Origin of the sequence: Serratia sp. CY84636 (genome assembly GCF_052166245.1) — a bacterium.
In the GTDB taxonomy this organism is placed as follows: Bacteria; Pseudomonadota; Gammaproteobacteria; order Enterobacterales; family Enterobacteriaceae; genus Serratia; species Serratia nevei.
On record NZ_JBJNOX010000002.1, the window covers coordinates 1,102,082 to 1,115,037 of the forward strand.

Genomic DNA, 12,956 nt, shown 5'->3' on the forward strand with positions numbered 1-12,956 from the left:
GCAAAAGGGGCACCAGCGCCCCTTTTTGATGCACGCCATGCACGATGATCGTGCAATGCGTGATTAGAAGGTGTAGCTCACACCCGTCATCAGCAAACCGGTGTAGGATTTATCCACCATCGGACTGTCTTTCACTTCATCAGACAACTTCACATAGCGGCCGACGAAGAAGGCATTCCAGCTTTTGTTGATCTGGTAATTGGCGCTCAGCTCGAGATACGGCGCCCAGCTATCGCCTGGGGTGTAGCTGTCAAGGCCGCTGCGGCGCGATTCATTGGCGCTGACGCCATAGTAATATTTGTTCTGGTTCTTGCTGTTCCACATCACGCCCACGCCTGGGACCAGCGTCAGCGCGTCCAGATCAAACTTGTACAGGTAAGCCACATCGCCCACCAGACCGTTGCTGTTGTTCAGCGTGTCGCCGGTGAAGGTGGTGCGGAGGGTGCCCCACTCGGCGTTGTGCGAGTAGGCCAGGCCGGCCATCAGCGTGCCGCGGCGCTTGTCGAGACGCTTCATGCGATCGTCGTCGCTGTCGCCCGGACGGTAGCCCCATGGCGTGTAGTAACCCATGATGCTCAGCTGGTTTTCTTGATCCTTCCACAGGTAGTAACCGGCGGTCAGAGTACGGAAGTAGAAGTCGTCACCTTCATAGTCGATAACGGGCACCGGATAAACGCGGTCCTGATAACCACGGTACGCGTCCGGGCTAACCAGCGCGGCAGCGCCGAGTGACCAGGTTCCCGCCTGAGCACTTTGCGCACAAACCATTGCGGAAGCGATAATTGCTAGCGTTTTGAGTTTTGAAATCTTCACTGGTTCTTTTTCCATAAATTACAGGGTTAATAGCTGCAACAGTTTATGTGAAAATTTAGTTACGCGCCTAATCTTTACAATAGAAAACGACCAAGATCGAATAACTTATAGCGGAATTATGAATTAATCATGGCGGAACGATGACGATTCAAGCCGCAGGCCGCGCCAGACAAGGCATTTGGCTCACACGGTAATAACTGAGTCATTGATATGACTTAAAAAAAGCTTTTTCTGCGGCAGGAAATTTTCCGGCAAGCAAACTAAGCTTAAATCAGAAGGTGAATTTATCCTGGGCCCAGTGGCATACAGCGCAACTCGCGATAATAAGCGCACCAAGTTGGCATACGGGTTGCTGTACTCAGGCGTATTCTCATCTTTCGGGAGCCAGAACACTATCACACGCTCTCTTTAACCTGTGCTAATAACGAAAGGACGGGCATCATGAACATATTTGACCACTATCGCCAGCGCTACGAAGCTGCCAAGGACGAAGAGTTCACACTGCAGGAATTTCTTACCATTTGCCGGCAAGATCGCAGTGCCTATGCCAACGCGGCCGAACGTCTGCTGATGGCTATCGGTGAACCTGTGATGGTCGACACTGCGCTAGAATCACGCCTGTCGCGCCTGTTCTCCAACCGCGTGATCGCACGCTATCCGGCCTTCGAAGAATTCTACGGCATGGAAGAGGCCATCGAACAGATCGTCTCTTACCTGAAACATGCCGCCCAGGGCCTGGAAGAGAAGAAACAGATCCTGTACCTGCTCGGCCCGGTGGGCGGCGGTAAATCCTCGCTGGCGGAACGCCTGAAGGCGCTGATGCAGCGCGTGCCCATCTATACCCTCAGCGCCAACGGCGAACGCAGCCCGGTCAACGATCATCCGCTGTGCCTGTTCAATCCACAGGAAGATGCCTCGATCCTGGAAAAAGAGTTCAACATCCCCAGTCGCTATCTCGGCACCATCATGTCGCCGTGGGCGGCCAAGCGCCTGCATGAGTTCGGCGGCGACATCACCAAGTTTAAAGTCGTGAAAGTGCGCCCTTCCATTCTGGAACAGATCGCCATCGCCAAAACCGAACCGGGCGACGAGAACAACCAGGACATCTCTGCGCTGGTCGGTAAAGTGGATATCCGTAAACTGGAGAACCACGCGCAGAACGATCCGGACGCCTACGGGTACTCCGGTGCCCTGTGCCGCGCCAACCAGGGGATAATGGAATTCGTCGAGATGTTCAAAGCACCGATCAAGGTGCTGCACCCGCTGCTGACGGCGACCCAGGAAGGTAACTACAACGGCACCGAGGGCATCTCCGCCCTGCCGTTCAACGGCATTATTCTGGCGCACTCCAACGAATCCGAATGGGTGACCTTCCGTAACAACAAGAACAACGAAGCGTTCCTCGACCGCGTGTACATCGTCAAGGTACCTTACTGCCTGCGCGTGTCGGAAGAGATCAAGATTTACGACAAATTGCTGGACCACAGCGAGCTGACCCACGCGCCCTGCGCGCCGGGCACCCTGGAGACGCTGGCGCGGTTTAGCGTGCTGTCGCGGCTGAAAGAGCCGGAAAACTCGAGCATTTACTCGAAAATGCGCGTGTACGACGGCGAAAGCCTCAAGGATACCGATCCGAAGGCCAAGTCCTATCAGGAGTACCGCGACTACGCCGGGGTTGACGAAGGCATGAACGGCCTCTCCACCCGTTTCGCCTTTAAAATCCTCTCGCGAGTGTTTAACTTCGATCACGCCGAGGTGGCGGCTAACCCGGTGCACCTGTTCTATGTGTTGGAACAGCAGATCGAACGCGAACAGTTCCCGCAGGATTTGGCCGAGAAATACCTGGAGCACCTGAAAGGCTACCTGATCCCGAAATACGCCGAGTTTATCGGCAAGGAGATCCAGACCGCCTATCTGGAATCCTACTCGGAATACGGACAGAACATTTTCGATCGCTACGTGACCTACGCGGACTTCTGGATTCAGGATCAGGAGTATCGCGATCCCGATACCGGTCAGCTGTTCGATCGTGAGTCCCTGAACGCCGAGCTGGAGAAAATTGAAAAGCCGGCCGGGATCAGCAATCCGAAAGATTTCCGTAACGAAATCGTGAACTTCGTGCTGCGTGCCCGCGCCAATAACAACGGCCGTAACCCGAACTGGACCAGCTACGAGAAGCTGCGCACCGTGATCGAGAAGAAAATGTTCTCCAATACCGAAGAACTGTTGCCGGTGATTTCGTTCAACGCCAAAACCTCGACGGACGAGCAGAAAAAACACGACGACTTCGTCGACCGTATGATGGAGAAAGGCTATACCCGTAAGCAGGTGCGCCTGCTGTGTGAATGGTATCTGCGGGTCAGAAAATCCTCATAACGCCTCAGGTAAGCGGCATTATCAGGGCCATGTCCACCGTCATGGACGTTGCAGCGCAGCCCACGGAGGGGCGGCACATTGCGCTGCAGCGACCGGGACATGAAGAGTTGGCAACGTCGTTTGGGGGAAGTATGGCCTATTTCATTGACCGACGGCTGAACGGCAAAAACAAGAGCATGGTGAACCGCCAGCGCTTCTTGCGTCGTTACAAGTCGCAAATCAAACAGTCGATTGCCGAAGCCATCAACAAGCGTTCGGTCACCGACGTAGACAGCGGGGAATCGGTCTCCATCCCCACTGACGATATCAACGAACCGATGTTTCATCAGGGGCGCGGCGGCACGCGCCATCGGGTGCATCCGGGCAACGACCACTTCGTGCAGAACGATCGCGTTGAGCGGCCTCAGGGCGGATCAGGCGGTGGCGGCGGCCAGGGCAACGCCAGCCAGGACGGTGAAGGCCAGGATGAGTTCGTCTTCCAGATTTCCAAAGACGAGTATCTCGATCTTTTGTTCGAAGATCTTGCCCTGCCAAACCTGAAAAAGAACCAGTACAAGCAGTTGACCGAGTTCAAAACCCACCGCGCAGGCTATACCGCCAACGGTGTGCCGGCCAACATCAGCGTCGTGCGATCGCTGCAAAACTCGCTGGCGCGGCGTACCGCCATGACCGCCGGGAAAAGGCGCGCGTTGCACGAACTGGAAGACGAGTTGAACCAGCTGGAAAACACTGAACCGGTGCAGTTGCTGGAAGAGGAGCGGTTGCGCAAGGAGATTGCCGAACTGCGCAAGAAAATCGAAAGCGTGCCGTTCATCGACACCTTCGATCTGCGCTACAAAAACTATGAGCGCCGGCCGGAACCCTCCAGCCAGGCGGTGATGTTCTGCCTGATGGACGTGTCCGGCTCGATGGATCAGGCGACCAAAGATATGGCCAAACGTTTTTACATTCTGCTTTATCTGTTCCTGAGCCGTACCTACAAAAACGTCGAGGTGGTCTATATTCGCCACCACACCCAGGCGAAAGAGGTGGACGAACAGGAGTTCTTCTATTCGCAAGAAACCGGCGGTACCATCGTCTCCAGCGCGCTGAAGCTGATGAACGACGTCGTCGAAGAGCGCTACGACCCGGCGCAATGGAATATCTACGCCGCGCAGGCGTCGGACGGTGACAACTGGGCCGACGATTCACCGCTGTGTCATGAGCTGTTGGCGAAGAAGCTCCTGCCGATGGTGCGTTATTACAGCTATATAGAAATCACTCGTCGCGCTCATCAGACGCTGTGGCGCGAATATGAGGATCTGCAGGCGAAATTCGACAACTTCGCCATGCAGCATATCCGCGAGCCGGACGATATTTATCCGGTATTCCGCGAACTGTTTCGCAAGCAAACCGTGTGAATAGCACCGCGCGAACGTCACCACAGCCGGAGAATGACATTTTCCGGCTGTTTCTTTTTCACCATTATATATTCAGAATATCTATGTTTAATTTTTAAACAAACCCAATATCAATAATAAGCCACATTGCCCAGAACGGCCCTCCCTATTATTTGCGCTTCTGAGGTTATTCCTAAACATTCGCCTCCTGGCCCGCACGGCTTGATAGGAATATTCCCATTCAGTTATCGTTACCTCATCGCTTAAGTCCTTTACTAAGCGAAATTTGCCTCATTTTATTTTTCCATGGCTTCTCAGCCCTCCACGGCGGGCATTTACCTGTCAGCAGGTTAGACATCATGATCGACTACACTCTCTATGGCCTCAACAAGCAAGATGTTGATGAATACCATAAGCAAATATGCTGCCTGCTCGGCAAAAGCGTGCTGCTGGTGCTGACCGCCAACAAGCCGATAACCAAACAGAATCTGCTCGCCTGCCTTATCCAGGAGGTGGAAAAACAACCCGATGATTATTTTCAGAGACTGCATCGTGCAGCAATAGAAATGATCGGCGTCAACGGGCGTTAAGGCGATATGCGCAAGGCGGAAATCTACGCCATTATTGCCACCCTCGTGGTGTTAATGATGATGTTCATCATTACCCTTGATAGCGATATCAACCCTTATCCTTAATAAGCGCCTATTACGCCGGCTCTTTAGCCCGACGTAATAGACAGTCTGTTGCGGGCTGTCACCTTGATTACCTTTCTGCCCTGGCTTTATTCATAACCGGCCGCTTCGTCAATCAATCCCGCCACCTCTGCGGCATGGGAAACCAGCGAAGCATGACTGGCATCCAGCACCATAACTTTCTTGGCCCGCAGCCGCTGCGCCATGTGCCGCTGATTCTCCGGCGCTATCATGCGATCGTCGCTGGAGAGCTGATACCATGACGGTTTATGTTTCCATGCCGGTTCGCCGATGGTGTTACCGAAGGTATCGGCCAGCGGAGCCTTCTGCGCCACCGCCATCACCAGCGCTTCGTCGGCAATCAGATCCTGGCAAAAGCTCTCGTGAAACTTGTCGGCTTTGATCCACAGATAGCCGTCGCTGTCCGGGGCCAGATTCGCCACCGCCGCAGGAGGATGCGCTTGCGTAATACCGCCGGGGCTTTCTCCGGCGTCCGGCGCAAAGGCGGCGATGTAGACCAGGCCGACCACGTTAGGCAGGTTGCCCATTGCCGTGATCACGGCACCACCGTAAGAGTGCCCCACCAACAATACCGGCCCCGCTTGCTGCGCGACCATCTTGCGCGTGCGTTCCGCATCCTCAGCCAACGAGGTCAGCGGCATTTCCACCGCATGCATCGCCGAATATCCCCTACGCGACAACTCGAGGATGACCTTACTCCAGTGCGCGGCGCCGCCCCAGAATCCGTGTACCAGCACGATAGTGGGTTTTGTGCTCATTGCCGACTCCTTCATCTTAGGGAAGCTCTATAGACAGATAAACTGCAGCCCTTAAGGGGCGCGCCTTGCTACCGGCGACGTCACGCAGTCCTCATTTTTATATAGTCAGGCTCGCGGCGTTCGGCAATAGCTACGACGGGTTAACGCACGCGATTTCCCGGCATCGCCATGGCCTATCCACGCAGCGTGCAAAGCAAAAAACGGGATTAAAACTAGGATTTTTACCCATACCGATCTAAAATTTCGCGCAAAAACAAAGAGAAGTAAATTTAGCTCACCGGGAAAAGGAATGAAGTTGTGAAGGAAATGATCTCCATCGTTTTTATGGCATGCCTGCTGGCGCTGCTGTTTTCGTGGCTGTTCGTCTACGGTCTTAACATTCATTAAACCTGCGGCGGCACTAAATCCCCCTCCCTGGCTGGCAAGCAGCGCATCGGGACGATGCGCTAAAACCGCCCCCCAAAGTGCCCACGAAAGCAAAACCTGACGCCATCCCACCTTAACCTTTCCGCCCACAGATACATCAATAATATTTACGGATAACAGTCCTATCCCCTTTCTGCGTCCCTCGTCGACTTTTTTCTGACCTGGCGTAGCCCCCCAAACAGAGGGCTTGCCAGACGCAAAATGTTACCGGTAACTATGTTGTTGATTTCTTTTTGTAATAACCGGAAAGCCGTTAATAACCCTACGTTCTTTATAGAAATAAATTATGCATTCTTATGGATAAAGGTATGAATAAACGGCCTTTGGTCATTGATTATCACCCGCCAAGCTCCTAGAATTCGCGCGTAAAAATACAACTGGGATCGGGTTTCATGTCGTCGCTGTGGGTTGCAACGCAATACTGTTATTTTATTGGTCTGTTAGTTTCTATGATTTTCACCTACCTGGTTAGCCGGGACACCGTCAAAATACGCTGTATCAGCGCACTGACCATCGGGTTAACTTGGCCGTTGAGCCTGCCGGTCGTGTTGCTGTTTTCGCTGTTCTAATCCCCCAACAGACCTCGCGGCGGGCTTGGTTTTTTAAACAGCCATGCTAATGAAAAAGGAAAGGCCGCCAGCGTCGCGGATTTTTGGCGTGGGATAAAAAAACGCCAGCGCAAGGCTGGCATGAAAACTGGAAGCAATGTGAGCAATGTCGTGCCGGCTCGGGGGGCACAGAAGGAGACAACCCTTTCCCCTCACCGGCGAAAAAATGATAATACGTCTCATTATTGATTGTAAAGTCATTTCCCTGCGCAACGTTTTCCCTTTGGGAAAATATCAGCCGCGCGGCGCTCGCCAGCACCGATACAACCGCCCCGTCCCCCACACCAGCAGCCACAGAAAAATATTCATCCCCAACCAGAGCATCAGCAAGTAGAAGAAAGTTTGATAACCGGGTATGCCCCGGTCGGCCAAAAACGGGTTGAAGTGCAAAAATTTGACGATCGCGAAGGGGTTAAGATTGAAACGGTTGAACACGGCCGCCGTCAACAGCGGCGGCAACAGCGTGTAAAACGCCAGGCTGAACAGCAGCAGAATCTTAGTGCCCGAAGTGTTTTTATAATCTTTCATATCAATATATTGCGTCTTTCACCATGGTGCAGAAACCGCCAAATAGTCGCACGCCAGCCGACCCCGCGAGAGAAAAAGAGTTCCAGGCCAGCGCGGAAATAAAGCCGATCCTGTGTTTAATCGTCATTTAGCGCGCGGGTGATATATACCCTGTGAATTTTAAATTACGATGCCGCCGCGCCGTCTTCAACCGCAGCGTTTGCCGGGCATCATCAGGAGGCATTAATGAAACCGGACGCACTCGCCCTGCCGCCGAGCCCGAAAAAGCTCAAAGTAATCTACGGCTGGTATATTTACGTGATCTATATCCTGCTGGTTTTCAACATTTACATGGCGGTCTACAACGTCTGCGTTCGGCATCCGCTTGAGGCGCCCCTGCTGTCGCTGTTTCACAGCCTGTTCCTCGCGCTGATGCTGCAGCAGGTGCTCAAGAAGAACGTCGTTTTCGCTTGGATCTTGCTGAGTTATTTTATCCTGATGCGCCTGTATTACGCCAATGTGCTGCATGTTGAATTCACGCTGGTGAGCCGCGGCCTGGTGCTGCTGATTCTGACGCTGCTGCTTACCGGTGCCGTGGCCGTCGGGCAACTGGCCACGCCCCCGCAGCGGCATGACTGGCTGGCGCGGCTGGGTTGGCGGCAATGGGGCGCGCTCACGGCGCTGGCGGCCATCTTGACCCCGTTGATTACCACTGACTACCTGGGGTAAACACGGCGCTATTTGGGTATATGGGGCTCGGAAATGTCTACGATGCGGCATATTTTGGTGTAGTTGCCCGCCTTCTCACAGATCTTGTCCGTGACAAACACGCTAAGGTAGCCCAGCAGCAGCAAGTAGCCAACCATGCACAGAATAAAGATAAGCGTTCTCACCGATAGCGACCAACCAGACAAGAGTATCCCAAGCATCATAACCTGAACGCGGCGCTTTAAAAGGATTTCATGTGCGCACCGGCCGCATCGGCGCACGTTCTGTAGTAACATTAAGCTACCACGCCAACCACCGGAAACGCCGATGCACCATCTGATGTTAGATATTGAAACCCTGGATATAAAACCCAGCGCCGTCATCCTGGTGGTTGCGGCGGTGTTTTTCGATCCCCGAACCGGGGAGCTGGGCGCCGAATTCGAAGCCGCCGTCAGCAGCCAGAAAGACCAACCGGGCCGTACCATCAGCCTGGATACGGTCGCCTGGTGGGCGAAACAGTCCGATGAAGCGCGCAAGCAGGCCTTCGGCGGCACCGAGAGCCTGAAGCGCGTGCTGAGCAGCCTTAGCCGCTTCATCCATATGAACAGCACCGATACGGTGAAAGTCTGGGGCAACGGCAAAGAGTTCGACTGCGCGATCCTCGAGCACGCCTTCCAGCAGCTGGAAATGCCCTGCCCGTGGAAATTCTGGGATACTCAGGACGTACGCACGGTGATCACGCTGGCGGAACTGCACGGCTTTAACCCGAAAAAGACCCGCCCGTTCGAGGGCATGCCGCATCGCGCGCTGGATGATGCTCGCCACCAGGCCCGCTATGTGGCCGATACCGTCTCGGCGCTCTATTACCGCCAGGGGGCGCAGCGCTGACCCGCTTTGCCCCTTTTCATTTGCCGCCAGAGTCTCTACTCTAGCCCTCTTTGTCACTCGGACGTGCCTTTCCTGTTATGCAAAAGTTTCTGTTTATGCTTCTCAGCCTGGTGCTGCTCGGCCCATTAGGCATCGATCTTTACCTGCCGACCATTCCCGCCATTGCCGTCGGCCTCGGCAGCAGTGAAGCGCTGATCCAATCCACCATATCGCTGTTTATACTGGTGCTCGGCCTCGGCCAGGTCATCGCCGGCCCGCTGGTCGATAACTATGGACGCAAGCCGGTGGCGCTGGCCGGCATTATCCTCTACATGATCGGCGCCGCGATGGCGGCGCTGGCCACCAACCCGACGGTTTTCATCGCTTCGCGTCTGCTGCAAGGGGTGGCGGTTTGCTGCACCGCCGTCGTCGCCTTCAGCGGCGTGCGCGATCGCCTGAATGGCGACGCCGCCGCCCGCGCTTTCGGTTTTCTCAACGGCACGCTGAACATCATCCCAGCGCTGGCGCCGCTGCTCGGTGGCCTGCTCGCCGAAGCCTTCGGCTGGCGCGCGCCTTTCTGGTTCCTGGTCGGCTATGCGCTGCTGGTGTTGGCGCTCATCGCGCTGCGCTTGCCGGAAACCCGCCCCGCTGATACCGTGCCGGTCAAAGGGCTGCCGGTGCGCCAATACGCGCGTATCCTCAGCGAACGCCGCTTCCTCTCCTTTGCGGTGGTGAACTCCGGGGCGATGGGCATGGCGCTGACCTACGTTTCTCTGGCACCGAACGTGCTGATGGGTACCGCCGGCCTGACCCCGCTGCAATTCTCGCTGGTGTTCGGCGCCAACGGTTTCTGGATCATGCTGGTGAGCTTCTTCGCCAACCGCATCATCCACAAGGTCGGCCGCCCGGTTTGTCTGGCGACCGGCGGCATGTTGATGGGGCTGGGCTGTCTGGGCCTGCTGCTGGGCGTCATGCTGTTGCCTGCAACGGCACAAGCGCACTGGCTGGCGTATATGCTGCCGGTCGCCAGCGCCTGCGCTGGGTTGGCGTTCGTGATGGGCCCGGCCACCAGCTACGCGCTGGAGCCGTATTCCAATGAGGCCGGCGTCGCGTCCGCGCTGGTCGGTTTCGTGCAGATGGCGGGCGGCGCCGCGCTGGGTTTGGTGGCGATGGCGTTGCCGCTGCAACCCAAGCTCTCGCTGGCGCTGGTGATGCTGGCAGGCTGCCTGCTGGCGCTGCATGCGCGGCGGCTCAGCAAGCAGATTAAAGGGCAGATTAGAAAAGTCGCCTGAGCCGCGGCTCAGGCTTCGGTGACGACCGGCACCCGCGCCGCTAAGGCCGACAGCAGCTCATAGCCTAACGTCCCTGCCGCCGTGGCCACCTCGTCCACCGGCAGGCGTTTCCCCCACAGCTCCACTTCGGCGCCCAGTTCGACTTGCGGACAGGGCGTCAGATCCACCGCCAGCATGTCCATCGATACCGTTCCCAGCGTGCGCGTCAGCACACCATCCACCCATACCGGCGTACCGGTCGGCGCATGGCGCGGATAGCCGTCGGCATAGCCGCAGGCCACCACGCCGATACGCTGCGCGCCGGCGGCGCTGTAACGGCCGCCGTACCCCACGCGATCGCCAGACTTCAGCTGTTGAATGCCGATGATCTCGCTGCTCAGCGTCATCGCCGGCTGCAGCCCCGTCGCCGCAACATCATTCCAGCAACCGCTCGGCGAAGCGCCATACAGAATGATCCCAGGGCGGACCCAGCTGCCATGGGTCGAAGGGTGCCACAGCGTAGCGGCCGAGTTGGCCAGGCAGCGCGGCAGCGGTATATCGGTAGCCGCCGTCTCGATAGTGGCCATCTGCTGGGTTACGCCTTCCGGGCCGTCGGCGGTAGCGAAATGGCTCATCAGCGTCAGTTCGGCGATATTGGCAACCGCCTGCGCCCTTTGCCACACCTCGCGCAGCCGCTCAGGTGCAAACCCCAACCGATTCATGCCGCTGTTCACTTTCAGATAAACATTGAGCGGCGCGCTCAGCGTGGCGTCGGCGATCGCCGCCAGCTGCCAGTCGCTGTGCACCGCCGTCGTCAGGCGATAACGATCGAGCAACGCCAGATCCTGCGGCTGGAAGAAACCTTCCAGCAGTAGAATCGGCCCTTGCCAACCCGATTCGCGCAACAGCACCGCTTCGGCCAGATCCAGCATGGCGAAGCCGTCGGTTTGCGCCATGCTGCGCCAAACGTGTTTGATACCGTGGCCATAGGCGTTGGCTTTGACCACCGCCCACACTTTGGCGCCGGGGGCGAAACGGCGCACCACCTGCAGGTTATTTTCAATCGCGCCGAGATGCATCGTGGCGGTTATGGGACGGGGCATCGGTTCTCCTTGGGGCAGCATACAGCGGCCACGCGCGCCTGCGCGTGGCCGGGAAAGTCTATGACAGCGTCGACGATTAACGTGCGGGATGCACGTCGTTCAGCGGAATCGCGTGTTGCTGGCGAAACCCGGCGCTGTAACGCGCCACCGCCAGATCATCGGAAGGGATCGCCGGCGTAATACCGGACATCAGGTCGGACAACAGCTGCCCGGAACCGCAGGCCATCGTCCAGCCCAACGTGCCATGCCCGGTATTGAGATACAGGTTCTTCAGCGAAGTGCGGCCGACAATTGGCGTGCCGTCCGGCGTCATCGGCCGCAGGCCGGTCCAGAACGTCGCGTCCTCCACTCTGCCGCCGTTCGGGTAGAGATCGCGTACCACCATCTCCAGCGTTTCGCGCCGTTTTTGCTCCAGCTGCGTGTTGAAACCGACGATCTCCGCCATGCCGCCAACGCGAATACGCTGGTCGAAGCGCGTGATGGCGATTTTATACGTCTCATCCAATACCGTAGAGAACGGCGCCGCCGCTTCGTCGGTGATAGGAATGGTCAACGAATAGCCCTTCAGCGGGTAAACCGGTATCGACACCAGGCCGCGCAGCAGCGCCGTGGAGTAGGAGCCGAACGCCACCACGTAGCTATCGGCCTTGAACACTTCCTCGCCACACTGCACGCCGGCGATCTTGTCGCCCTCCACCAGCAGACGATCGACGCTGCGGTTGAACAGAAAAGTCACGCCCGCCTGCTCTGCCATCTTCGCCAGCTGTTGCGTAAACAGCTGGCAATCGCCGGTCTCGTCGTTCGGCAGCTGCAGACCACCGGTCAGCTTGTGCGCCACCTGGGCCAGCGCCGGCTCAACGCTGGCGAGCTGGCTGGCCTCCAGCAGCTTGTAAGGCACCCCGGCATCTTCCAATACCGCAATGTCTTTCGCTGCGTTTTCGAACTGTTGTTGGGTGCGGAACAGCTGCAGCGTGCCGCCCTGGCGGCCTTCGTACTGGATGCCGGTTTCCTGCCGCAGCGCCTTGATACAGTCGCGGCTATATTCTGCCAGGCGCACCATGCGGCCTTTGTTGGTCATGTAGTGTTCGGTGTTGCAGTTTTTCAGCATCTGCCACATCCAGTTGAGCTGGAAGCTGCTGCCGTCGAGACGGATCGCCAACGGCGCATGGCGTTGGAACATCCACTTGATGGCCTTCAACGGCACGCCCGGCGCCGCCCAGGGAGCGGCATAGCCCGGTGAAATCTGCCCGGCGTTCGCCGCGCTGGTTTCCAGTGCAGGACCTGGCTGACGATCGATCACCGTCACCTCATGCCCCGCCTTCGCCAAATACCAGGCACTGGCTACGCCCACCACTCCACTACCTAAAATTACCACTCGCATCGCTGACTCCAGCTCAAGGCTTCACAAAGCATAATCTTCTGCTCAC

General features: G+C 56.9%; 13 protein-coding genes. 7 read left to right on the forward strand and 6 right to left on the reverse strand.

Going from position 1 to position 12,956, the window contains the following annotated elements:
• Nucleotides 1–63: 63 nt before the first annotated feature.
• Nucleotides 64–828: a MipA/OmpV family protein gene (locus tag ACJ8QI_RS09725; RefSeq protein WP_015378103.1), complete on the reverse strand. Its 765-nt coding sequence runs from the start codon at nucleotides 826–828 to the stop codon at nucleotides 64–66.
• Between the two features lie 426 nt (nucleotides 829–1,254).
• On the opposite strand from ACJ8QI_RS09725, the gene yeaG reads away from it, so the two are divergent.
• From yeaG to ACJ8QI_RS09740, 3 genes are all read left to right on the forward strand, one after another.
• Nucleotides 1,255–3,189 carry a protein kinase YeaG gene (yeaG, locus tag ACJ8QI_RS09730; RefSeq protein WP_004932230.1) on the forward strand — a complete coding sequence of 645 codons (1,935 nt, stop codon included), beginning with the start codon at nucleotides 1,255–1,257 and terminating at the stop codon, nucleotides 3,187–3,189.
• Between the two features lie 131 nt (nucleotides 3,190–3,320).
• Nucleotides 3,321–4,589, forward strand: coding sequence for a YeaH/YhbH family protein (locus tag ACJ8QI_RS09735; RefSeq protein ID WP_060423846.1), 1,269 nt, complete (start codon nucleotides 3,321–3,323; stop codon nucleotides 4,587–4,589).
• Between the two features lie 338 nt (nucleotides 4,590–4,927).
• A complete protein-coding gene (locus ACJ8QI_RS09740) occupies nucleotides 4,928–5,158 on the forward strand; it encodes a hypothetical protein (RefSeq protein WP_060423848.1) in 231 nt (76 codons plus the stop codon).
• Between the two features lie 191 nt (nucleotides 5,159–5,349).
• On the opposite strand, the gene ACJ8QI_RS09745 is transcribed toward ACJ8QI_RS09740, so the two are convergent.
• Together ACJ8QI_RS09745 and ACJ8QI_RS09750 are read right to left on the reverse strand one after the other, a co-directional pair.
• Nucleotides 5,350–6,039 (reverse strand): alpha/beta hydrolase, encoded by a 690-nt coding sequence (locus tag ACJ8QI_RS09745; protein ID WP_442532427.1) that lies wholly within the window; start codon nucleotides 6,037–6,039, stop codon nucleotides 5,350–5,352.
• Between the two features lie 105 nt (nucleotides 6,040–6,144).
• A complete protein-coding gene (locus ACJ8QI_RS09750; RefSeq protein WP_442532428.1) occupies nucleotides 6,145–6,537 on the reverse strand; it encodes a hypothetical protein in 393 nt (130 codons plus the stop codon).
• A 320-nt stretch (nucleotides 6,538–6,857) separates the two neighbouring features.
• On the opposite strand from ACJ8QI_RS09750, the gene ACJ8QI_RS09755 reads away from it, so the two are divergent.
• Nucleotides 6,858–7,034, forward strand: a complete 177-nt coding sequence (locus tag ACJ8QI_RS09755) for a GhoT/OrtT family toxin (RefSeq protein ID WP_033634815.1) — start codon at nucleotides 6,858–6,860, stop codon at nucleotides 7,032–7,034.
• Nucleotides 7,035–7,307: 273 nt separating this feature from the next.
• Here the strand turns inward: ACJ8QI_RS09755 and ACJ8QI_RS09760 are convergent, their stop codons facing one another.
• Entirely contained in the window at nucleotides 7,308–7,601 is a 294-nt protein-coding gene (locus ACJ8QI_RS09760) for a hypothetical protein (RefSeq protein WP_087762700.1), read from the reverse strand.
• A 225-nt stretch (nucleotides 7,602–7,826) separates the two neighbouring features.
• Between ACJ8QI_RS09760 and ACJ8QI_RS09765 the strand changes: the two genes are divergently transcribed.
• The 3 genes from ACJ8QI_RS09765 to ACJ8QI_RS09775 all read left to right on the forward strand — a co-directional run bounded on the left by ACJ8QI_RS09765 (nucleotide 7,827) and on the right by ACJ8QI_RS09775 (nucleotide 10,447).
• A complete protein-coding gene (locus ACJ8QI_RS09765; protein WP_060423854.1) occupies nucleotides 7,827–8,309 on the forward strand; it encodes a hypothetical protein in 483 nt (160 codons plus the stop codon).
• Nucleotides 8,310–8,615: 306 nt separating this feature from the next.
• A complete protein-coding gene (locus ACJ8QI_RS09770) occupies nucleotides 8,616–9,176 on the forward strand; it encodes a 3'-5' exonuclease (protein ID WP_060423857.1) in 561 nt (186 codons plus the stop codon).
• Nucleotides 9,177–9,253: 77 nt separating this feature from the next.
• Nucleotides 9,254–10,447 (forward strand): multidrug effflux MFS transporter, encoded by a 1,194-nt coding sequence (locus tag ACJ8QI_RS09775; protein ID WP_060439791.1) that lies wholly within the window; start codon nucleotides 9,254–9,256, stop codon nucleotides 10,445–10,447.
• An 8-nt stretch (nucleotides 10,448–10,455) separates the two neighbouring features.
• Here ACJ8QI_RS09775 and dadX read toward each other — a convergent pair whose 3' ends face one another.
• Together dadX and ACJ8QI_RS09785 are read right to left on the reverse strand one after the other, a co-directional pair.
• Entirely contained in the window at nucleotides 10,456–11,529 is a 1,074-nt protein-coding gene (gene dadX, locus ACJ8QI_RS09780; RefSeq protein WP_060423863.1) for a catabolic alanine racemase DadX, read from the reverse strand.
• A 76-nt stretch (nucleotides 11,530–11,605) separates the two neighbouring features.
• Nucleotides 11,606–12,910 (reverse strand): D-amino acid dehydrogenase, encoded by a 1,305-nt coding sequence (locus tag ACJ8QI_RS09785; protein WP_084827700.1) that lies wholly within the window; start codon nucleotides 12,908–12,910, stop codon nucleotides 11,606–11,608.
• Between the last annotated feature and the right edge of the window lie 46 nt (nucleotides 12,911–12,956).